The following is a 22194-nucleotide window of genomic DNA, read 5'->3' on the forward strand; positions in this document are numbered from 1 at the left end:
AATACAGGCGAGCCCGTCGCGTTCGGTGTCTCACCCCATCCTGACGCACAGGGCAACGCCAGGTCATCGATACCCATCTAGCCGGATGAACAGCGCACCGACCCCCTCCGCATAGACCGCCAGAGACGTCGCAGTAGGGGTTCCTGTTCCCACCTGGGGTCAGCGCGGTGTCTAAATGGGGATGACGAGCACTCAGCCCGGCGCCACCGTGCGTCGGTGACGGGGCGCGGCAATCACTTAGTCCTGGACCATGACACCGAACGCGACGGGCTCGCCTGTATTGGGGTCACTTCCTAGCAGGCGAATCAGTCCGGTCTTCCTGGGTGTTTGGAATGGCCCTGTGGGCTCTTGGTGCATCTCCGCGAACACCTCGAACCGGCGACCGTGAGCATGCTCATTGACCCACCGCAGCACTTCATGGATGTCCTCGACATTCGTTAGGGCGAATGCGTCGAGGCTCCATGCGCCTCCCGCCGTCGGTTGCCAGAAGTTCACACGATAGGTGGGCGATTCGACGATGCTCTGTGGCTCGGCATGAACCGTCTCGATGACGCGCATGATCGTCAGCCTAGGACCCGTGGACGGGCGGAAATAGGGTTCGTCAGCGACGTTGATGGCATCGGCTGGACTTGTGCGTCACCCATCCTGCCGGTTCCATCGCAGTTGAGGTTCCTCGACAGCCCAGTGTTCAGTCTTCTCCGGCCGATCTGTTCAGTTCCTCCTGTCGCTCATCAGCTGGCCACCTCTGTTTACGATGAATGCATGCTCGATGACGTCTTCTTCCGAGAACTGACGGCAGCGGAGAGCGCTTTGCTGACAACCGCCACGCTCGAAAACCTCAACTGGTGCGGGGAGCGGTTCTCGGCGATCGATGTGAGCACGCGATCGGAGTTCGTCCACTACACGATCCTTGATCCGTACCGCGGGGACTTCGGGTGGGTGGCGGAGGCCGGCAATGAAGCCATCGGCGTCGTATGGGCCCAGCACTTGCCCCCGGATGACCCCGGCTACGGCTTCCTCGACGAGGACACCCCGGAGGTGAGTCTCTGGGTGCGGGAGGACTGGCGTGGCCGCGGGCTGGGCAGAGCACTTCTGCGTCGGGCTCAGGACGATGCGGGGACTCGGCAGGTGCCTCGGATCAGTCTTTCTGTGGAGGCTGACAACTACGCCAAGAAGCTTTACCTGGCTGAGGGTTTCGTGGATGTCCCCGGCCGCGAAGCCGATGGCGTCATGGCTTGGAGCCCATAACAATCACAGTGCCATGACTGTTTAATAGGGCACGCGACGATGGGAAGCCATGGCTGCCGCAGTAAGAGTTGGGCTCTCTGCCGGTAGCTAAAAATGGGCCTCCACTGCCATCGATGAGTACGCGAAGCTCTATCAGCCCCTGTGAAACCGTCGCTGGAGAGTGTGAGACCTCTGGGGCACTCCGGCGGGTGCAACTCCTCACCTTTCACGGCGCCTAATAATGTAGCCGTATTTTGTGCTACATTATTAGGTATAAGAGTTGAGTGGGAGCACAGCGCAGGCCGACATGGCATTACTGGGCAAGGTGCCCTGTACGCGATGACGCACGCCGAAGTCAGCGCTGAGGTGGAGGGGCGCCCTGGTGAGGTGACGGTCGTCTATGTGGGGCACCCGCACGGGCAGACGGAGAAATACCTCGAAGTCATCGCCGCCCACCGTCCACCACGTGACCTGGTGATCTTCCACGCGATGGAGCTCACCGACCTGTACCGGCATCTGCTCTACGAAGGAGAGTGACCCTCATGGGTGATTACGACGAGCTGGCCCGGCACGCCGAGCACGGCGGTCTGAGCGTGAAGCCGGGCACCGTCCGGCGCGGACCGGAGGCGGCCGAGGCCGCCCGGACCGCCTTGATGGCTGCTACCGGCACGACGACAGCTGAGGAGGCTACCCGTATCGCGGTGGGCCGGCCCGCGCTGGGCCAGGAAGGAAAGTCCCCAGTGGTCCGCGCCCGCGTCCCACAAGCACTCAAGGACCGGCTGCACCAGATGGCGCAGGAGCAGCACCGCAATGAGTCCGAGATCGTGCGTGAGGCACTGATCGCCTACATCCGTCTCGGTGAGGGGGCATCAGCCACAGTCGATCAGTGACAACGCCGGCCACGGCGCCGCACTACCGGACCGGATCAGCGGAGCCGCCAATCCAAGCGCACTCACCACTAGCCGCCTATGTGCCTATGTGCCATAAAAATACATAGGCACATAGGCACATAGGCACATAGGCACATAGGCACAGTGAGGCCGAAGTCCTCAGCACTGCACGAATACAAATGGAGGAGTTGCCATGCCCAGCTACACCTACAAAGACGGTGAACTGGTGGAAATCCCCGACGTCGTCATCACGGAGTCTTGTGAGCTCTCCGAGCCGATCACTGTCACGGTGGTCATCAAGGCAGGGGCCCATGTGGTGTCTCTGGCGGAGCTCACCGGATCTGTCAATGTGGAGAGCGGGGCGTCCCTCGATGCCAAGGGGCATGTCATGGGAACCGTCAATGTTGCCGCTCATGGTGAGGCGACGTTCCATCAGCAAGTGTCGGGCACGCTCAACATCAGCCAGGGTGGGCGCGTGCGCCTCACGGAGACATGCGTTGCCCTCGGGACGATGAACATTGACGGCGAGTTGGTCAACGAAGGAGTTCGAGGCGTACAGGTGCATGGCACCGGCACTGTTGAGGACCGCCCGGGCTCTACGGTGCGGCAGCCGGATGAGACATGGCCGGATGGCACAGTCGTCTACAGGGGTTGATCACTGACTCGGTGACCATAGTGGCCGGCCCGCCGACGAGGGCCGGCCACAGCTTCCCAAGTCCCGACTCGAAATCCAGGACTCGATAGACGATGACTCAAAAAGCTCACAACAGCCCAGAATCGAGTCACCCCGGCCGGCTGCTCGGCTACGCCCGAGTGTCCACCACCTCCCAGAACCTCGATGTGCAGCTGCGCGCACTCACCGAGGCCGGAGTGCCGGTGGAGCTGGTCTTCACCGACAAGATCAGCGGCACCCAAGCAGAGCGCCCGGGCCTGGCCGCGCTCATGGCCGAAGCGCAGGCAGGGGACACGCTCGTGCTCTACTCCCTGGACCGGCTAGGCCGGTCCTTGGTCCATATGGTCACCACGATTGACGAGCTGATCCGCCGCGGGGTGGCGCTGCGCAGTCTCACCGACACCATCGACACCACCACCCCGGCCGGCCGCTTCCAGCTCAACGTGTTCGTGGCCATGGCCGAGTATCAACGGGCGCTGATCGTGGAGCGGGTCCAGGACGGGCTGGAGGCCGCCCGGGCCCGCGGGGTGCAGCTGGGGCGCAAATCCCCGATCACCCCCGAGCAGGTGCGCGCCATTCACCGGCTGCACCGGGCCGGGCTGTCCCACTACAAGATCCACCGCCGCGTGGGAGTGTCCAAAGGGGCGGTGGGTCGGGTGCTGCGGGGGGAGATCAAATCCCTGGCGCACGTGAGTATCGAGCTGCCGGCCGATGAGATTGACGTTTGGGACGCCGAGGCAGCTGCCAGCGCGTCCATGAGCTATCCGAAGAAGTAACCCTACGAAAGGTCACTGCCATGAACCCGCTGCTGTTTTGCCGGATCATCGGCTTTGCGCTGGGGATCGTGGTCATGATCTACCGTCGAGCCCTGTGGGCCCTGCTGTCAGTAGCAAGAGTTCCGTTGCGTGTACGAGTTCCGCTAGGCGCGGCCGCGGCTGTGATGCTGTTCTGGGGCCCGTTCCTACCACTGTTGTTCCGCACCGAGGCCCCCGTGCTCGTGCGCGTCGCCGCTGTGTTCGCCGTGGGTATCGGCGCGGCCATCTCCGCGTCCCGGTGGTCTACTCGGGTGACGCGTCGATGAGTGTGATCATCTCGGCCGAAGCTATAGGACGCTTCTTCTCTCACGTCTTGAAAGGCCCGGAGCCCGACTCGTGCTGGTTGTGGCTGGGGGCGATCAGTGATGACGGCTACGGCCGCTTCTGGCTGCCCACCGCTAACGGTCAGAGAGCCGTTGCCGCCCACCGCTTCTCCTTGGCCACCGTCCACGGCGGCCTGGGCGCGATCGAGGGGCTGACCGCGCTGCACTGGTGCGACGTCCCGCTGTGCGTACACGCGAGCCTGGAGCCCTCCACGCACCTGCTGCTGGGTAGCCGGTCGGAGAACATGGCCGATCGGGCGATGAAGGGCCGGGTGCCCTCGGCCACCGCCGCCCGGTGGCGCCGGCTGTCGCGGGCCGAGCGCTCGGCCCGGTCCCGACAGCTGCGCGAGGAGCTGAAAATCCGCGGGTGGGACGAGGACGTGGTGCGCGAGCTCGTGCACGGTATCGACCCCGACCACCCCACCCTGTTCTGACGACAGCTCTATCCCGGAAGCGGAACCGAATACGTCGCGGGAGTTCCCACACACTCGCTCCATGCCAGCTGAACATCGTCTTGCTGGTCCACGGGAAGGCCGGCCTCCACCTGGAAACCGTCCGCGCTCACGTGCGACACCTCCCACCCCTGATCGGTGAGGCATGAGGTCAGGTCCGCCCCTACCGTTTCGAGGCCCGTAGACGCCCCATTGCTGGGCATCGAGGAGGGGGCGCAGCCGGTCAATGCCGCTGCGGTGACCATCCCGGCCACCGATACACGGGCCCAGGTCGAAGTCGGAGATATTGGCTTGACGATCATCGTTGCTCCTGCGCGTTGAGAATGAACGAGCTACACGCTGACGGTTTCACGCTGAGACGCCTCAGCATCGTCCTGGGTCAGCGCTACATCTTCTTTGTCGTGGGACACGTCCGCGGCCTCTGTGGGTGCGTGAGCCGAGGATGCCTTCAACATGGCGCGCACCTCCGCGGCCGGCAGCTCCAGACGCTGGGCAATCTCGGGCACCGTGACCCGCTCACCCTTCATGCCGGCCACCACCCGTGACTGTGCTTCCTTGGCGCGCGCGGCTTCTTGCTCGGCCTTGGCCCGAATCTCTGCGATCCGCTGCTCGGCCGTTTCCATGATCTGCTCGGCCTCGCCCTGGGCGACGAAGAACTCCTCACCCAGTTCCAGCAACCGCTGCTCCCGGGCCATCGACTCCGCAGCCGCCCGGCGGGCCCGCTCCCGCGCCTCGGTCTTGGTCGCACTCTTACGCTGCGCCATCACGCCTCCTTCGCATCAGCAACACCATTCCATCCCATTGAACACCAATCACGCCCTAACGGTCATGGTCCAACTTCTCCACCCCGGCCGTTTCGCCGGCCGAGCCGGCAGTACGGGGAAGGGCGCCTGCCCGGCGGCAGTGCTGTGAGCTGGGGTGGGGGCTGTGGACCGCCTCCGAGATTCATCCTCCGGTCTCTCCACCGGACCCACAGCGCCCACCCCAGCTCGTGCAGGTTGTCCACCCGAAATGGCGCGCGTGGACAACCTGATCCGCTTGCACCCAGTCGACCTGGAGTGTGGACAGCTGATGCATTTTTTCGTGTCCTCGTGCCTCGTCCGCGCTATGGCATCTCCTGCCCACACTCCAGGTCTCGTGGGCACAACCGCGTCACATCCGTGACGGACTTTCTGGGTCGCTCCAGCCCAATGACTCGCAAGCTCGCATCGGCCCTCCACGCCCTTCCAGACCGTCACACCTAGTGCATCATTGATAAATAAGGTTGCGAATGCGATCATCGAGCCTGTGATGACCCTCCACAAGCTCAGCGCTGGGGACGGGTATGCCTACTACACCTCCGAGGTCGCCTCGGCCGATGAGCTGCGCTCCGGTGACCGCGCGCTGGGGGATTACTACACCGTCGAGGGGATGCCCCCGGGGCAGTGGGTGGCCCACTCTAAGGAGCTGCTGGGGGTGTCCGGGGAGGTCACCGAGGCGCAGATGGCGGCCCTGTTCGGGGAGGGCATCCGCCCGGATGCGGAGCGTATCCTTGCCGCCGGCGGCACTCAGGCGGCCGTGGCTTTAGGCCAGAGGTACCACCGCTATGCCAGTGCGGACACGGAGCTGACCCGGCGCTTGGAGGAGGAGATCGCCCGGCACGAACGCACCACCGGTGCCGCCCCGACCCGGGAGGAGCGGCAGGCGATCCGGGGCCGCGTCGGGGGCCAGCTGTTCCGCGAGACGCACGGCAGGGATGTGCGGAACAAGGAGGAGCTGGGTCGGTTCATCACGGCTCAGACGACCGCGAAGCAGCAGACCGTGGCCGGGTATGACCTGGTGTTCTCCCCCGCTAAGTCCGTGTCCCTGCTCTGGGCCTTGGGCGGGGACGAGGCCCGCAAGGCGGTCGAGGCCGCGCACAACGAGGCCATCGCGGAGACGATCTCCTTCCTCGAGACCGAGGCCACCTACACCCGGCGCGGCCGCAACGGGGTCCGCCAGATCGACGTTGAGGGCGGGTTGGTGGCCACCCAGTTCCGCCACTATGACTCCCGCAATGGGGACCCGCAGCTGCACGATCACGTGGTGATCGCCAACAAGGTCATGGGTGCAGACGGCAAGTGGTCCTCCCTGGACGGGCGCACTCTGTACCGCATGAAAGTGGCCGCCTCAGAGACCTACAACGCCAAGGTCATGGAAAAGGTCACCGCTTCCCTGGGGGTCGCCGCGGTGCCGCGGATGGCCGGTGGGGACGAGCCGATCTATGAGATTGCCGGGGTGGACCTGGACGCGATTCACCACGCCTCCTCCCGCCGGGCCGACATTACGGCGACCTTGGAACGGCTGGAAGCCGAGTTCACCGAACGCCACGGATACGCCCCACGACCGACTCAGAAGATCGCTTTGGCCCAGCAGGCCACTCTGGAATCCCGGCCGGCGAAGAAGTCCGCTCGGCGCCTGTCGGAGCTGGTCGAGGAGTGGGGCAAGGAGTACCGCGAGCAGGTGCACATGCCGGTGGGAGAGGACCTGCTGGCCCACGTGCGGGCTGCCGCCGGCAACGCCCCACAGGGCGCCGAGGCTGCCCAGATCGACGTCTCTGAGCACGCCCGCCTGGTGATCCACGAGCTGTCCCAGAAACAGGCGACGTGGAGCGTGAACCACGTCCACGCCCAGACCCGCCGGCACCTGAAAGAAGCCATGATCGGGCGCACCGTGCCCGATGAGCTGGTGGCCGAGGTGGTACGCGAGGCCACCAGCACGCACAGCCTGTCGGTCACCCCGACCGCTGATGTGCCGCGCTTGGCGGAGTTCACCCGCGCCGATGGCACCAGCCAGTTCGTCCGTTCTGACGCTCAGGTGTTCACCTCCCGGGAGGTCCTGGAGACCGAGCACCAGGTGCTCGCCGCCGCCCAGCGCACCGTCATTCCCGCCGTGTCGGCGGAAAGGTTCGAGGAGGTGCTGGCTGCCCACACCGGACCCCTGAGCGACGGGCAGGTGGCCCTCGCCCGGGCCTTCGCCACCGACGAAAAGCTGCTCAGTCTGGGGATCGGACCGGCCGGTGCCGGCAAGACCACCAGCCTGTCGCTGGCCGCCGATGCCGTGCGCGCCACTGGCGGCAACGTGGTCGGCCTGGCGCCCACGGCGGCTGCGGCCGCCGTCATGTCCGAGGACATTAAGGCGCAGGCGACCACGATCGACGCCTTCCTGATCGCCCACCGCACGGGTCGCACCGGGGCGGCCGAGCTGCACTCCGGGGACGTGGTGATCCTCGATGAGGTCGGCATGGTCACCACCCCGAAACTGGCCGAGCTCGTGACCGTGGCGGCCCGGCACGGGGCGGTGGTGCGCGCCATCGGTGATGACCGCCAGCTCGGGGCGATCGGCTCCGGCGGTGCGCTGCGGCTGCTCGACAACGAGGTGGGGGCGACCCGCCTGGTGGCCGTGCACCGTTTCCAGAGCGATGGTGAGGCGGCCGCGTCCCTGGCTCTGCGCGAGCCACCGGCCGTGGGCGCAGATGCCCCTTGGGCCTGGTACCTGGAGAACCGCCGCGTGGTGGCCGGGGACACTGAGGCGATGACCGACACCGCGCTGCGCGCGTGGATCACCGATACCCAGGCGGGCAAGCGGTCCCTGCTGATCGCCACCGACAACACCACCGTGAACGACCTGAACGCCCGCGCCCAGGCCGCCCGGATCGCCACCGGCCAACTCGATGCCAGCGGCGAATCGGTGGTGCTGCGCGACGGCCTCACCGCCCACGCGGGGGACGTGGTGGTGACCCGCCGCAACGACCGGACCTTGCAGCTCAACGGCGGCCGCGACTTCGTGAAGAACAACGACGTGTGGACCGTAGAGACGGTCGGGGCCGACAGTGCGACGCTGCGGCACACCGGCCACGGCGGCAAGATCACCCTGGACGCCGACTACCTGAGCAAGCACACCCAGCTGGGCTACGCGGCGACGGTGCACCGCGCCCAGGGCGCCACCGTAGATACCGCCCACGCGATCGTGGACTCCGCCACGGACCGGGCGGCCGCCTATGTGGCCGCCACCCGAGGACGCGAAACCAATCAGCTCTACGTCGCCCTGAGCGAGGGGCAGAGCCGGGACGAGGTGCTGGAGGCCATCGCCGGCGCCTACGACCGGAACCTCTCCGCCCACGAAACCGTCGCGGCTGAGGCCATGCGCAACGGCGACGTCGCCACCCTGAGCGAGGTCTACCGCGAGACCGCCGACGCGGCATGGACGGCCAAGACCCGTGCAATGGCCGTGGACGTCATGGGCGCGAGCAAGGCCGCGGACTTCACCGACACCGAGGCGTGGGGCGCGGTGGCCACCCACCTGCACACCGCCCAAGAGGCCGGCATGGACCCGGCCGAACTCCTGAACCGGGCGGTGCGCCAGCGCGGCTTTGGCGGGGCCGAGGACCCCGCCGCCGTGCTGGCCTGGCGGCTGGAGCAGCAGATCGAGTCCGCCCAGCGCGTCCTGGATAACACCGACCGCCGGCCCCTGGGCAACCTCACCGACGAGCACCTGCAAAAGCTGGCCGATCGCACCGGATTCGCCAAAAACCCGCCTCGGGTCGAGGACCCGGACTGGGCGGAGCGCCCGTTCGCGCTCATGCCTTCTGAGCAGCTGGCTAACACCCTTCGTCTCGGCCGGGACCAGCTGGAGGCCCTACCTCCTGAGCAGTGGACCTCCACCACTGCCGCCAAGCTGGAGTGGATGACTCAGACCATGGGCGCCGAACAGGATCGACGCGCACACCTTTCCCCGCCCCAGGCGGCCATGGAGCAGATCACCCGCGGTGAGCGGACACGCACTGATTCGCACATCACTATCGGGGAGGCTATTACCGCTGAGCAGCAGGTGCGGGCGGTGGCCAGCAAGACTCCCGCACCGGTACCCGTGGCGGATGGACGCCGGGTGAGCGAGGACCTGGCCCCCACCCCGCTGATCACCGACGCCCAGGTGCCGGTGCAGTATCGGGAGCAGCTGGAGCGGCTGCGCACCCGCCTGGAGGAGCGCGTCATGGTGCGCGGCGCCGAACTGGCCGAGACCCGCCCGGAGTGGGCCGCGGCCCTGGGGCCGGTGCCGGCGAAACCGGCCAAGGCGGCCGAATGGCACCAGGTCGCCGCCGAGGTCGAGGCATACCGCAACCGCTACAACGTCCCCGCCCACGAGACGGCCCTGATCCCCCAGGCCCATCACGACGATCCGACCGCGGCCGCGCTGATTCAACGGGCCACCGCGCTGCACAAGCACTCCGCCCTCACGACCGCCGCCCCGCAGACGCCGGAGCAGGTCCGGCAGACCGTCGATGAGGCACACGTGGCCGAGCGCGTGCGTACTACCCCGGCACCAGCTCAGGAGACCGTAGAGGCGCTGCGCACCACCCGTGGACAGGCCGCCGATCCGTTGCCGGCACCGCAGGCGAGGGAGGCCGCTGTCACCGCCGCGGCCACCAGTGAAGGAGAGGGCAGCACCACCAACCGCCAGGAGCTCATCAATGCGGCTGTGGCCCGATACCGGGCCGGCCAGGCTAATGAACGCCCCACCTCGCAGGAGCAAGACACCACTTCGGTCAGCCAGAACAAGGAGACCCCCATGACGGAACCCCCTCACACTCCGCAGCGGAAGTCCCTGCACCAGCTGGGCCAAGAGCAAGCCGAACAAGCGCGTAAGGCCCACGCCGCCAAGTACCCCCACCAGCAGCAGAAGGATGCGCCTACCCCGCAGCGCACGACGGCTCAGCAGGAAGCGGCCCGCGCTGCCGCCGCGTCCCAGCGGGCGCAACAAGCTCAACGCGACACCGGCGGCCGCAGCCTCTAACAACACGTCGAACCCTCCTGCGGACGCAAAAGTAGGGCCGGGCATCCTCATGGGATGCCCGGCCCTACCTCTGGCCACGGTGCCGTGTCTGCCTATGTGCTCCATCCCGCCGGCGGGGACACCGTGGAGAGCCGCGGCTTCTCCACGTGCCCGTCACGGCATTCCCCGAACGGGCCACGCTTGGCGAAGAGCACTGCCGCGTGACGGTCGAAGTGATCGGTCCACCACGAAGAAAACAGTCCGTAGGGCTGGTCCTTGTTGGGGGCCGAGGCAAGGTATTGCTGATGCATCCCGCGGAACCGCTCGACCGCCTCGGGGTGGGCCCACCACTGCGGGCACCAATGCATATTGCCCTCGTGGTCGAAGCTCTCCACGCCGGCGATCAGCGTTTCCACCCATGACACCAGCGACGTCCAAGCCTCATCCTCATCCTGGCCTGGGTGATTATCCGGGGCGCGGAACTGACCGGTCTCTTTGTCACTCATGGCTCAGCCAACCTCCTTCATTTCGTCCAAGCCCTCGGCAATCCAAGCGGCCAGCGGCGGATCGGCAAACCAGCCCACGGTGCGCACGATCGTGCCCCCACCTTTGTTAGTGCGCACCCATGCCCGCCCCGGAGGCAGTGCGGCGAGCTTGTCCACGGGCAGAATCTCGCGCTGCTGGGTCTGCACGGAGGTGCTGCGCCCCCCACCTCGACTAGTGGAGTAGGACTGTGTGCGGTGATCGTATTTGCCGGTGACCTTGGAGAGCTGTTCCAGGAACTTGTCGTCATCCACTCCACCGCCGTAGACCCGCACCGCGGCGGCCGACCACAGCGTCTCCCATCCGGTGTGGCGCAGCATGGTTACCCCCTGCCCTTTGGTCTGGAAGAACGCAGAGACCACGATGCCCATCGACCCGAAGTAGGAGTACCACTCGGCCAGGGCCGGCAGCTTCACGACGTTACCCACCTCGTCCAGGTCGGCCACCAGGGGCACGCGCAACCGACCGCCATTGCGGCGGGCGCTCTTCTGCGCGGCGGTGAACACCGTATGCAACACCGTGGAGACGAACGCGGCCCCGGAACCGGCCGTGTCCTGGGCTAGCAAGATCAACGTGTCGTCGCTGTCCACGAATGCGTCAGGGTCGAACCGGCGCACCCCCGTGGTCGGGGTGGCCCACCGGACCAGCACGTCATGAGACAGAGCTGAGGCCATACGCTGGGCTGTGGCGAAAACTGAACCGCGGGTGTCGTCGGGTTGCTGGGAGATGCCGCGCAGCATCGCGGCCCGACCGGTGTGACCGTGATCGCGCAACACAGCCTCGGGATCGCGCAACTTCCCCGAAGTAATCCATTCCAGAATGGTTGCCGGCTCCCGCCCGTCCTCGGCCGCGGCCAAGATGCATGCCGAGAGCAGGTCCCGGCCCTGGGAATCGAACTGCGGGTCGCGACCGCTCGCGCCGGCGGCCCCGGCGGAGGCGGATTCAAAAATCGCCGCGACCTCATCGGCGGTGCGGGTGTCCTCCACCGAAGCGAACAGGTCGATCGTCATTGTCGGTTCCCCGGCCTCATCGAGAATGCGCTGGGGATCGAAGACCCACACCCGGCCCCGGTCGCGGCGGGCGGCAATCACCTCGGCCACCCCGTCCACCTTGTTCGAGGTCATCAGAAACGCACCCGGTGCCTCGGCCGCGTGCCGGACTACCTGGCTGGTGGTCTTGCCCCGTCCGGTGCCCCACACGTGCACCGAACACTCCCGCCACCCCTGGTACAAACGCCGGTCCCCGTACTCGCCCAGCGCCCCGATGCTTAGACCCGGGCCGATACCCGGAGCGTTCGGGTGTAGCTGATGAGCCTCCTCCTGGCGCTTGTCCCGGTCTACCGCACCAACAGGGTGCGCCCTGTCGAGGCGCTTGACGGTTTCACCCATCGACCCGCCCCGTCGCCCGGAATACCACCACGCCGCCGTCACTGCCCCCAGTACGAGGGCCACGATCATCATCCACAGCGAGCCGCTCATGTCCGGGCCCTCGCCATCGCCTCGACCCACGCCTCGTTCGTGTCGTGGATACGGTGCTCGGTGTCCGTGAGATTCATCTTGAACGGCACCCCGGGGGCGTTCTCCCCCAGCTTCATCATGAACCGGCCCCGCCCTGGCGGAGGCAGCGACTGTCCGGTGCGCGGATCGGTGGCGCCCTCAGCTGACCATTCCACCAACAGGTCCTTCTCCCGCTGGGACAGCGGCAAGACCTGCTCCAGCAGCTCCATCTCATTGCGCGCCAGCCCACCGAAGTACTTCACCGAGGACCGCTCCAGGAACCCGCGGGCAATCTCGGACAGCTGCTCCGTGGACAGCGTGAGGTCTTTCATGGTGTGGGTGATCATGATCTGCCCCAAGCCCTTTTGCCGGTTCAGTCGGGTGAGCGCATCGATCTGGTGCACCAGCAGCTCCGAAGCACGCAAGGTCTGCCACAGCTCGTCCATGATCATGAGGTGGTGCCGCTCGGGCTCGAGCCCGGCCACCGCCAGCGTCTTAGCCGCCGAGACTCCAGCCTGACCATAGGCCCAGCACACGATCTGGATCGCCGCGCGCATCATCTCATCAGAGATGTCCACCCCGGAGACGTCAAAGCAGGCCGGCCGGTCCACCTGCATCTGTCGGGTGGTGGGCTTGCAGAATACGTCCCCAAACGGGCCATCCTCCAGCAAACCGATCAAGCCTTTGACTAAGGACTTGGACTCCGCCCGGAACTCCGCGGCGTCATTGGCTAGCGTCACCGCCTGCATCTCCGCCGGCGCCTCCCGGATTGCCGTCACCAGGTCTCCCAGCAACGGTTGCCGCCCCTCCGCCTCGGCCCGGACCGTGGCGACACGGACCGCCATGGACAGCACCGTGGGTTCCTGCTTCTCCGTGTCCAAGCCCCGGCCGCGGGCCAGCTCCAGCAGCCCGCGCACCGTGTTGACCCGGCGGGTGTGAATCTCCGAGAGCAGCTCATTGCGCTTGGCTACCGGCAGCTCGTTGACCCGGTTCCACAGCGGCCCTGCATCCAGGGGGTTGACCGACCCGATGCCGGGACCCACCCGGATCACCTGCCCGTCGATTTCCTGGATCATGCCCACGTAGTCCGGTTTGAGGTCGCCCAGGATCAGCGGCACGAACGACAGAGAGGACAGGTAGAGGCAAATCCGCACCGTCACCGAGGATTTTCCCCGGCCGTTGAGGCCCATGATGAACCCCGAGGGGGAGGAGATTGTGCCGCGGATGAACAGGCTGATCGGGTCTCCGCACACCACCGACCCGTTGTTGGTGTTGCGCCCCAGCGGGGCGCCAATCAGCGGGGAGGAGGTGCCTACGCAATAAGGCCACAATCCGGCCGTCTGAGCGCTGGTGGCCGCGAACTCTGGCGGAGCCTCCACCCATGAACACCGGCCACCATCGGCCATGTCGAAGCCCTTGGCGGTCAGTCCCGGCATCCGTTCTCCGCCGGCGGCGCCTTCCCGTTCACCGAAGAGTCGATTGCCGATCCGGTCGATCACATCATCAAGAACGCTCACAGTGCCCTCCTCATCGCATCGGAAAGTGTGGCGGCCTTGTCCGGGACGATCCCCAGTCCCAGACCCATAGCGAAGGCCGCGTCGTCGTTGTGATCGCACCCTCGCAACCGCAGCTGGATGCCCTGGGCCGCCTTCTGCCGGATAGCAGCCTCAGCCTTGGCCAACTCCTGGCCGGCCGAACCCACCGTTGCCGTGACCAGGATGGAGAACCGCACCATCGCCGCACCGCGGGCCTGCTCCTGGGCGGCCTGCTTGGCCTTGGCCACCGCCAGTTGCTCGGCGGCCGAGACCCGCCGGTTCTTCTGGTTGGCCGCGAACTCCGCATTGACGATCCGGGCGTTGACCTCCCGCACGCTGGACTGAGGATCAGCCGGGCGGTAGAACACCGTGACCCGCTTCTGCAAGAAACGGTCATCGGGCTCCAGCAGCGCCCGCAGTCCCCACTCCCGGAACACTCCCGAGGGTGCGCCGAACATCTGCCAAGACTTCGATACCGCCCCCGAGTGCGCGTAGCACATGGGCTTTGCCAGCACCTCGGCTGAGGTCGGTCCCACTTCCTCCCAGGACAATCCAGTGCCGGCGGCGGTCAGCCGGGACCGTTCCACATCGGCGGCCGCCGAGGGATTGAACGCTACGTGCGTGGAGTCGGTCACGTCCGCTACTTGCAGCAGCGACACCGCCCCGGCCCCGGAAACGGTAGCCAACTCGCAGAAACCGGGGAGCACACCACCGACCTCTTCCATCAATTCCTGGGCCGTGCGCGCGGGCACCGCCCCGTCCGTGGACTCTCGGGCGGAGAATGTCAGCGTGATCCACTGATCCAACCGCGGTGTCCAGGACGAGAGCTCATTGACCACATCACCGATCACCTCCCGGGCGAACGTGGACCCACCCTCCTCGGCGCCGGCCACGGAGCGTGCGACCTCTACGGCATCACGCAACCGCTCCCCAGGATCAGCTGTGGACTGGGTGGTGACCGAAACCTGCACCAGGGACGGGACGCTGCCAGCCTCGCGTTGGAACTCTGACCAGGCATCGACCATCTGATCCACGCTCTCCTGATCGCGCAGCCCCATACCGGTCGAGGAGGTACCGATGAACACCGCCCCCGTCTGGGTCCGCGGGGCCCACAGCATCGCAAACGGCTGCCCGAACGTAGTGTGTCCCTCCATCATCTCGGTAGCCGCCAAAAGCCCCGGCGCCCGGAAACTGCCGTCCGGTACCTGCGAGGCCGGCCCAGCCACATACCGGGTGTGCCCCTTCTTCTGTGCTTTGCGGAACATCGTCTGCGCCAGCCTTTTCTCCGCTCGGGACCGCTCGTTGCGGTCCTTGGACTGCAAGTACCAGGTCGCCGGCACCGTCAGCGCCAGCAGAAGCACCGCCAGCCACAACAGCTGTCCGAACCACAGCACCAGCAGCGCCCCGATAGCCCCGGCCCCGGCCACCGCAGTGGCCGCCAGGGACAGACCCATGATTCCGGTGACCTTGGTGTCCGTGATGTTGCCGTAGGACCGCACACGCGGCGTAGATTCCATCACCGTCTCCGACATCGTTTACTCCCCTGACTCCATCGAATTCTCAGCGTCATCGGCCGCCCGACGCGCCTCGTACCCTGCTGCCCGGACGGCGTTCTGCACGAACGAAGCTCGCGCGCCTGTCGCCCCACCGGTTTGCGTGGCGGACCCTTCCGGGCCACTCACCGCGCGCAACGGCTCCTCTGCGCCACCAGCGCCACCGTTGCTACGCCCCGGGCTGGCACCGGTGGCACCCGTGGGACCCGTGGGACCACCTGTGGTGCTCGACGTCTCCCCGGCCGGCCCGCTGCCCGTCCCGGCCGACTCTGCGCTTTGCGCAGCGGCACCTGATGGGCCCGGTCCATGACTGCCCGCACTGCTAGGACCCGACCCGGGAGCACTGGGGGCGCCACCCGGGGAGGACTCTCCGGGCCCAGTCTCAGGCTGTGCACCCGCAGGACCGCTACCACCACGTCCCTCGGCGGTGCTGACACCAGTGGCGCCGCCACCGGTGTCACTAGATCCCTCACTGCTGGTTGAGATTCCGCTAGCACCTGGAACGCCGCTGGCCTGTGCCGGAGACCCCATGCCCTCACCTGCCCCAGAGCCGTCGGCAGTGCCAAAGCCGCCACTGGTGCGAGTGCTGGGACCGGTCCCGCCACCACCGGCCAGGGCACCACCCTGACCACCGCCAGACATCCCACCGCCGGTCATGCCACCGCCGGTCATCCCACCGCCACCCGCCCCGGCTCCGGCGGCTCGTGCCCCAGCACCGCTGGCCAGCGTGCCGGCACCTGCGGTGGCTGCACCGATCAGCGCGCCGGTGGCCAGCGCTCCACCGGCCGCCACGAGGCTTCCTGCCCCCATGCCCCGCGGACCCTCGGCCACCATCGGGGCCGCCACTCGGGCCAGGGCCGGTAGAGCCAGAGAGGCTCCCACAACCATGACCAGGCCCACGAACAGGCCCACCATCTGATCCATCGGCTCCTCAGAGCCTTCTCCGACGTAGCCCTTGGCCAGTGCCAGGCCCACTCCCCAGATGATCGCGGCCACCGGTTTGAACAGCACTACAGCGATCAGCCACGACAGCACCTTGTCGAAGCTCTTCTTTCCCTTGTCCGTGGTGGACACCGCGGCGAAGAACGCCAACAGCCCGGCCAGCACGGACGCCATCCCATACGAGAACAGAACCAGGAAGGCGTTGACCAGCGACCCCAGCAACGCAATAAACGCCAGCACCAGCACGATCACCGCCAACGCCGCGGAACTCTGGACGCCGCTGATCATTGCCTGCAACCCCAAGGTTTCAGCCATCTGCTCATTGACGTCCTGGCCACCGATCTGCTCAACCAGCCACGGGGAAATCTGCGAGCCGAAATCCAACCCCATTGACGTCGCCACCAGAGCGACAGCCACAGCAGCCACACTGCGCAGCATCGATGCGATTAAGCCCTCTACCGATCCCCGGCTCTGCTCCCGCGCGATCCGCACGCAACCAAAGGCCATGCCGATCACACCGAACAACGGCAGCAACGCCCGGGTGGCCTCCACCGCACGCATGGCCGCCGACCCCTCGCCCATTCCAGGGGCCTCGATCGACAACCACCAGGTGCCCAGCCATTGCACCGTGTCGAACAGCGCAGTCAGCACCACCCCGGCCAGCCACGTCAATATCGCCTCAACCCCACCTTCAGCCGCCTTGGCAGCAAGATCGCCTAGGAGGTCAATTCCGAATGGCATCACGGACCCCACTCAATCGAGGGTGAACCGGTAGAAAGCTCTGCGGTTGCTCCCTGCTGACCGGATGCAGGTTCAGCCTTCCAATCTCCGTCCTCCCACAGGACGTCGATTTGAACCACGGCCTGCTGGCGGGAGCCTGCGTTGTTATCAAACTCGTAGTGGAGGCCGAAGGAAGCCTTGTCAGCTGTGGCTTCCTGCACGTCATAGCCAACAAGCTGTGCGCTGCGCATGACGGACATATCAGCAGCCGGGGCCTCCCCATTACGGATGCGCTCACCCCGTTCAACGAGCTGATCCCGGTCAGTTCCGGCTGCCATGGCCGCCTCTGCGTCGGCTTCACCGTCCTCACCGGCGGGGTCGAGAGACACGCTGTAGGTCGCTGCCGCCATCAGGGCCCCGGTGGGAGTGTGGGCGTAACCCACGCGTAGACCGGAGTCTCGCTTCTCGCATCCGCCAAAATCCGTGGACATCGGCACGACGTTGTAGCCGGCCGACACCCACTCATCGACCTCGGGCGCCTTATCTTCGACCGAGCCAGTGTCGGTGGACAGCTCCGCCTGGCACGGATAGGCGAAATCTTCGGAAGAAGAGTCCAGCAATCCATCCACCTCAGGAGCAGCCTCCGAGGCCGGCGCCTGCGCGTTCTCCTCGGCGGGATTGGCCTGCTCGTTGGGTTCTACCGTGATGGTGCGGACCAGCAAGGCGATGATTACCAGCGCCGCCAGCACTCCGACTGCTACGGCTGCGCCCAGCCACCGCGGACGATTCTTCTGCTGCGTTCGTTCCTGCTTCATCTGTCCTGTCCTCCCTGTGGGGCGTCGTATTCCGAGGCGCGGTTGCGGACCTGTAAGGGGCAGGCCCGCAACCGCGCAGGGATCGGTATCAGCCGATGATGACGTTCCAGATCGTGCCTGCGGCGCCGAGTAGGGCAGCAGCCACCAGCGGCCAGATCGGGGCTTCGATCTCGTTGCCGTGCCGGCGGTTCCGACCGGCGGAGACCAGGCCGAAGATGAAGAAGACGAACAGCACGATGCCGGCGCCCCACAGGATCCAGGACACGATCAGATTGAAGTTGTCCAGACCGGGAGGTGCCTCAGGGGAAACGTTGATCGCCTGCATCACAGTGGTCTGGGCAGTGGCGTAGAGAGGGGGAATGTTCATGACTACTTCTCCTTTCGGGGGGAGCTCGTCCGGGTGGCGAGCTTGTCGAGGGCCTCGATCACTTTCCGAGATCGAGTCACCCCCAGATCGAGGGCCGGGGCCGCGGACTCGCGCAGCTCCGGCAAGAACGGGATCGTGTACCCGCCGCCTTTGACCATTCGCAGGACCGCTCGGGCCCGGCGGCGGCAGTCCTTGGACACCAGCTCAGCGGGCCGGTCGTGGACGATGACCACGGCCACCGCCTCCCAGGGCACGATCCCGGCCTGGGAGGCCCGCACCAGCTCTTGGGCGGCGTCCAGGCCGGTACGGGTGCAGGAGGTGACCACCGCGGCGCGGGCAGACCATGGCGGCTCCGAGTCGCCGCCATCGTGCACGTGTGCTCCGCACGCGGCGGCCAGAGTGGACACGCCCACCCCACCGGCCGCACCGATCAGCCACAAGCCCTTGCCGGCCCCGGTGTCCTCCATGCCGGTGCGACCCAACAACGAGGCCGCCGTGCCCAGCACAGGATCGGTGTCGATCGGTTCAGGACCGGCCTCCTCTTCTTCGGGGGGAAGCACGAAGGGGTTGCCCCCGGCCGGTGGCCCCGGCCGCACCGGCCGGTCCAGTGGCGTAGGGGCGGGGTCCACCGTTTCCTGGTCCTGACTGCCTGCCTGGGTGTCTTTGTCATGGTTGGTGATCACTTCTCCTCCTTTCGGGCCGCGGCCAGCACCAGGCCGGGGAGCTCAGCGGTGAGGTGGCGCATTAGAACTCCGCGATCACAGCCGCGGCAGCCAACTGCCATGCCCGTCGGGTGGGGCCGGAGAGGTCTTGGGCGCGCATCCGGCCCTGCACCAGCGCTTGATCGAAAGGCACGATGTGGGCCGAGCGCACGATCGGGGCGAACTCGCCCACGATTTCCTGGGCTTTGAGGGAGTGCTGGGGATGGACCTCCGAGACGATCACCACCGCGTTGCGGGCCAGTTGTGCGGCGTGGCCTCCGCGGGCGTGGAGGGCCTGGAGGGAGTTGACCGCGCCCTGGGCCTTGTCCGACTCAGAGGTGGTGGCGATCACCACCTGGTCGGTGTGGTCGATCATCCGCGTGAAGTTCTCCCCGCGGGTCGAGTTGCCCGAGTCCATGATGATCAGCCGCCAGTTACGGGAGGCGACCTCATGCAGCAGGTCCACCTCGGCCCCGGTGATGCGGTGATCGTGCTCGGGCTGCTCGTCAGAGCGCAGCACGTCGAAAGCGTCCTCGGGCTGGTGGTGGACGAACGCGGCCAGATCGGCCTTGCTCGCCCCGGCCTTCAAGAACTCCGGGGCGGCAGTGATGAGGTCCAGCACCGTGGCGCTGTGTTCCCCCGAGTGGGTCCGCCACCCCAGGGTCCCCAACGACTCGTTGTTGTCCCAGGCCAGCACCCCACCACCACCGGCGCGGGCCAGTTCAGAGGCCAGCCGGATCACCGTGGGCGTCTTGTTCGCCCCGCCCTTGGAGTTGAGCACGGCCACCGTGCGCGAACCGATCCAATGACGCGACAGGGCATCCACCGCCGCGCGCTGGCGCAGCTCAGACTCGGAGGGGCCGACTTTGAGCCCGAACACCCGGTTGAGCCAGCCCTGCCAGCCCTGCTCGGCCGGGTCCGGGGTGACCGGGGAGTTGTTCTGCAAGAAGTTCGGGGTCCGTTCCGCAGCGCCGGCGACGCTGAGGCTCTCCCCCGGCGGCGCCGGCACCGGAGCTGTGGCGGGCCCCTCTGGCTGTCCCTGTGTCGGCGGGACCGGGGTCTTCGCAACCAGGAACGGATTGTCCCCGGCGGGCTTCTCCGCGGTGGGAGCAACAGCCCCAACCGCGGTCTCCGCCTCTTCCGCCTGCACCGGGACGCTTTCCTCGGTGTCCTGCGGGACCGTCTCCTCCACATTCTCCGGGGCAACCTCATCGGGTGCGGCCGCTGCCGTGGTCGCCGACGCCTCGGCGGGCGCCTGTCGTGCCGGGGTCTCTTCGGTGGCCGGGGCCGGCGCGTTGGAGACCTGCCCATCGGCGGAGACCGTCAGCACGTGCATCCCCGAGGGGTCCAAGGTCACCGCCCGGGTCGGTTCCCCGGTCGATCCAGCGACCTCGCTGGAGAGCTTCACCAGCGCCCGTCGGGCCGCGGCCACGTTCTCGTGCTGCTCAGCCAGCTCCTCTTGGTCTGCGCCCATGGTGACCGTCATGGCTCCGGTCTCGGTGATCGTCGCGTGCAGCTCCATCACTTCTCCTCATCCTCGGGGGCCGTCGAAGCGTCCCCGTCCGTCGTCTTCTGCTCGTCATGCTCCGTGCTCGCCTGCCCGGCCGGGGTAGAGGCCGGGGTCGGGGCGGTCTCGGTCACGGCGTACACCTGGCCGTTCTCCTCCACCACGGCCAGCCCACCGTCTGTGATCAGCACCGGCACCGAGGCTTTGGGGTCCCCGGCATCCAGGGCGGTGCCCGCTCGGGAAAGCCGGGCGCTGGTCTCATCCCCGGTCCCTGTCACCCACAGGTGCCCGGCCGAGGCTTGGGCTGACTCCGGCAGCACCGTCACCATCACGGCCTCGAAATCCACCGACACCCGCCCCAGGGACACCAGCGCCCCGGCCGGGTCCCACTGCGGCTGTCCCGTCCCGGTGGAGCCCTTCACCGCCTCGGACACCAGCTGCGTCACCTCCGTCTTGCCTTGCCCGGCAGTGACCTCCAGGACCGCGACCTCACCGGTGCTCTTCTCCCCGGCGAATTGGGCCACCACCAGCGACCCGTGCCCGGCCGGGAACGCCGCCACCTTCATGCCCTTGGGTGCTTTCACGGTGGCCGGCGCCGGTAGCTCCGGGCTCTCCTCGGTGATCTTCCACAGCCGGCCGGTCTGCGGGTCCGCGGCAATGACGGCCCCACCATCGGCGGCGACCGCTTCGGCCCCAGCAGGCACAATCCGCTTCTGGACGCTGTTGCCCGCCAGCACCCCGGCGGTCTGATCTGCTCCGACGATCAGCGGCTCTCCACCTTCCAGCACTACCTCAGCGCGCTCGGGCAGCTGGACCTCAGCGAACGGTCCGCTCTCCTGGTCCATCACCGCCAACCGGCCCCCACTCCCGGACACGGCCAGCCGCGGCGTACCGTTGTCGGTCCACACCGCCAGCCCGGTCGGCTCGAACGGGGCCGCCACGCGCTTGACCTCCCGACCGCTCTCGGCCTGGCGGGTGACCACATCGCGGTCCTCCACCATCACCAGCCGCCCTGCGGCGTCCTGGCGCACGGGCACCCGATCCTCGGCCGGGGCCGACCACTTCGCGTAGGTGGACCACCCCGCCGGGGCCGCCACCGGCAGCTGGGTGGGCCCCGGCGCCGGCAGCACGACCTCGGCGCTGGAGTCCTCCCCGAGCACCTGGGCGCCCACCGGCACCGCGACCCCGGCCAGCACGAACAATCCGGTCAGCGCGTAACCGGCCTGCCGCTTGGTCAGCGTGCGCGGGTCCCACCGCCGGCCCCGCCGGGTCCCACCGGCGGCCGCGGCAATGCTCCCGGTCCTCGCCACACCACCAGTAACCGAAGCCGGGCCAGGCGCCTCGTGCAGCTCCACCAAGGTGCCCTCATCCACGTCCACGACCATTTGGTACACCTGGTTGTCATCGGTGATCCCCTCGACCCGGCACCGCCGCTTCCCCATGGCCTCGCACACCGCCAACGCGGCATCACGAGCCGCCAAGGCCACCGACCCGACCTCATCGACGGCGACTACCGCCCGCTTGCCCCCACACACCGCCAGAGCCTCGTGGGAAGTCATCGTGACCACGATCAGCGGCCACCGGTGGACCACCCCACTCATCACTGCCCTCCCGTCTCGGCGGGGTCCATGTCGCGCAGCTGGTGCCCCACGACCTCCCACGCACCGTCGTGCTTCTCCAGGTAGAGAGTCACCTGCCGCCGCCCCGTGCCCGGGGCCGGCTCCTCGTCGCGGCTGATCCAGCTCCAGGTCACGTCGTAGACCCGAATCGCCTTATCCTCGATCCACCGATGAGCCTTCGGCTGGCCGTCCTGGCGTGATCGGTGCGAGATGATGCGCCGCGGGC

Annotated in this window: 20 protein-coding genes and 1 pseudogene; 8 read left to right on the top strand and 13 right to left on the bottom strand. The window is 67.3% G+C overall.

What is annotated here, in order from left to right:
- Nucleotides 1–237 precede the first annotated feature (237 nt).
- Complete coding sequence (locus tag ABL57_RS10810) at nucleotides 238–558, bottom strand: hypothetical protein (protein ID WP_203225602.1); 321 nt, start codon at nucleotides 556–558, stop codon at nucleotides 238–240.
- Nucleotides 559–762: 204 nt separating this feature from the next.
- Between ABL57_RS10810 and ABL57_RS10815 the strand changes: the two genes are divergently transcribed.
- The 7 genes from ABL57_RS10815 to ABL57_RS10845 all read left to right on the top strand — a co-directional run bounded on the left by ABL57_RS10815 (nucleotide 763) and on the right by ABL57_RS10845 (nucleotide 4362).
- The gene (locus ABL57_RS10815) at nucleotides 763–1248 is read left to right on the top strand and encodes a GNAT family N-acetyltransferase (RefSeq protein ID WP_047803485.1); all 486 of its coding nucleotides are present in this window, start codon (nucleotides 763–765) and stop codon (nucleotides 1246–1248) included.
- 318 nt (nucleotides 1249–1566) lie between these two features.
- A complete protein-coding gene (locus ABL57_RS10820; RefSeq protein WP_053004906.1) occupies nucleotides 1567–1764 on the top strand; it encodes a hypothetical protein in 198 nt (65 codons plus the stop codon).
- Nucleotides 1765–1769: 5 nt separating this feature from the next.
- Nucleotides 1770–2117 (top strand): ribbon-helix-helix protein, CopG family, encoded by a 348-nt coding sequence (locus ABL57_RS10825; protein ID WP_152683368.1) that lies wholly within the window; start codon nucleotides 1770–1772, stop codon nucleotides 2115–2117.
- Between the two features lie 193 nt (nucleotides 2118–2310).
- Nucleotides 2311–2772 carry a hypothetical protein gene (locus tag ABL57_RS10830; RefSeq protein WP_047803487.1) on the top strand — a complete coding sequence of 154 codons (462 nt, stop codon included), beginning with the start codon at nucleotides 2311–2313 and terminating at the stop codon, nucleotides 2770–2772.
- Between the two features lie 92 nt (nucleotides 2773–2864).
- On the top strand, nucleotides 2865–3566 hold the full coding sequence (locus tag ABL57_RS10835; RefSeq protein ID WP_047803488.1) for a recombinase family protein: 702 nt from the start codon (nucleotides 2865–2867) through the stop codon (nucleotides 3564–3566).
- A gap of 20 nt (nucleotides 3567–3586) precedes the next feature.
- Nucleotides 3587–3871, top strand: a complete 285-nt coding sequence (locus ABL57_RS10840) for a hypothetical protein (protein ID WP_047803489.1) — start codon at nucleotides 3587–3589, stop codon at nucleotides 3869–3871.
- Nucleotides 3868–4362, top strand: a complete 495-nt coding sequence (locus ABL57_RS10845) for a hypothetical protein (RefSeq protein ID WP_047803490.1) — start codon at nucleotides 3868–3870, stop codon at nucleotides 4360–4362. The genes ABL57_RS10840 and ABL57_RS10845 overlap by 4 nt, the downstream gene beginning before the upstream one ends.
- A 350-nt stretch (nucleotides 4363–4712) precedes the next feature.
- On the opposite strand, the gene ABL57_RS10855 is transcribed toward ABL57_RS10845, so the two are convergent.
- A complete protein-coding gene (locus ABL57_RS10855) occupies nucleotides 4713–5144 on the bottom strand; it encodes a hypothetical protein (protein ID WP_047803492.1) in 432 nt (143 codons plus the stop codon).
- A 526-nt stretch (nucleotides 5145–5670) separates the two neighbouring features.
- Between ABL57_RS10855 and mobF the strand changes: the two genes are divergently transcribed.
- Nucleotides 5671–10191 (top strand): MobF family relaxase, encoded by a 4521-nt coding sequence (gene mobF, locus ABL57_RS10860; RefSeq protein WP_053004907.1) that lies wholly within the window; start codon nucleotides 5671–5673, stop codon nucleotides 10189–10191.
- 92 nt (nucleotides 10192–10283) lie between these two features.
- On the opposite strand, the gene ABL57_RS10865 is transcribed toward mobF, so the two are convergent.
- From ABL57_RS10865 to ABL57_RS22680, 11 genes and pseudogenes are all read right to left on the bottom strand, one after another.
- Nucleotides 10284–10676, bottom strand: a complete 393-nt coding sequence (locus tag ABL57_RS10865; RefSeq protein ID WP_053004908.1) for a DUF4913 domain-containing protein — start codon at nucleotides 10674–10676, stop codon at nucleotides 10284–10286.
- 3 nt (nucleotides 10677–10679) lie between these two features.
- On the bottom strand, nucleotides 10680–12191 hold the full coding sequence (locus ABL57_RS10870; RefSeq protein WP_152683369.1) for a type IV secretory system conjugative DNA transfer family protein: 1512 nt from the start codon (nucleotides 12189–12191) through the stop codon (nucleotides 10680–10682).
- Nucleotides 12188–13726 carry an ATP/GTP-binding protein gene (locus tag ABL57_RS10875; protein ID WP_152683370.1) on the bottom strand — a complete coding sequence of 513 codons (1539 nt, stop codon included), beginning with the start codon at nucleotides 13724–13726 and terminating at the stop codon, nucleotides 12188–12190. Before ABL57_RS10875 ends, ABL57_RS10870 begins: the two co-directional genes overlap by 4 nt.
- Nucleotides 13723–15276 (bottom strand): SCO6880 family protein, encoded by a 1554-nt coding sequence (locus tag ABL57_RS10880; protein WP_047803493.1) that lies wholly within the window; start codon nucleotides 15274–15276, stop codon nucleotides 13723–13725. Before ABL57_RS10880 ends, ABL57_RS10875 begins: the two co-directional genes overlap by 4 nt.
- Before the next feature lie 3 nt (nucleotides 15277–15279).
- Nucleotides 15280–16983 carry a hypothetical protein gene (locus tag ABL57_RS22325; protein WP_053004911.1) on the bottom strand — a complete coding sequence of 568 codons (1704 nt, stop codon included), beginning with the start codon at nucleotides 16981–16983 and terminating at the stop codon, nucleotides 15280–15282.
- Entirely contained in the window at nucleotides 16980–17774 is a 795-nt protein-coding gene (locus ABL57_RS10890) for a hypothetical protein (protein WP_047803494.1), read from the bottom strand. The genes ABL57_RS22325 and ABL57_RS10890 overlap by 4 nt, the downstream gene beginning before the upstream one ends.
- A gap of 88 nt (nucleotides 17775–17862) precedes the next feature.
- Nucleotides 17863–18141, bottom strand: coding sequence for a hypothetical protein (locus ABL57_RS10895; protein WP_047803495.1), 279 nt, complete (start codon nucleotides 18139–18141; stop codon nucleotides 17863–17865).
- A 2-nt stretch (nucleotides 18142–18143) separates the two neighbouring features.
- Entirely contained in the window at nucleotides 18144–18824 is a 681-nt protein-coding gene (locus ABL57_RS10900) for a DUF6668 family protein (protein ID WP_047803496.1), read from the bottom strand.
- Nucleotides 18825–18885: 61 nt separating this feature from the next.
- Nucleotides 18886–20364 carry a hypothetical protein gene (locus ABL57_RS10905; protein ID WP_053004912.1) on the bottom strand — a complete coding sequence of 493 codons (1479 nt, stop codon included), beginning with the start codon at nucleotides 20362–20364 and terminating at the stop codon, nucleotides 18886–18888.
- Nucleotides 20364–21950 carry a hypothetical protein gene (locus ABL57_RS21885; protein ID WP_047803497.1) on the bottom strand — a complete coding sequence of 529 codons (1587 nt, stop codon included), beginning with the start codon at nucleotides 21948–21950 and terminating at the stop codon, nucleotides 20364–20366. Before ABL57_RS21885 ends, ABL57_RS10905 begins: the two co-directional genes overlap by 1 nt.
- Nucleotides 21950–22194 (bottom strand): annotated as a pseudogene (locus ABL57_RS22680) (hypothetical protein); the annotation flags it as partial. The gene ABL57_RS21885 and the pseudogene ABL57_RS22680, both read right to left, overlap by 1 nt.

It is taken from the genome of Kocuria sp. SM24M-10 (assembly GCF_001027955.1).
Taxonomy (GTDB): domain Bacteria; phylum Actinomycetota; class Actinomycetes; order Actinomycetales; family Micrococcaceae; genus Kocuria; species Kocuria oceani.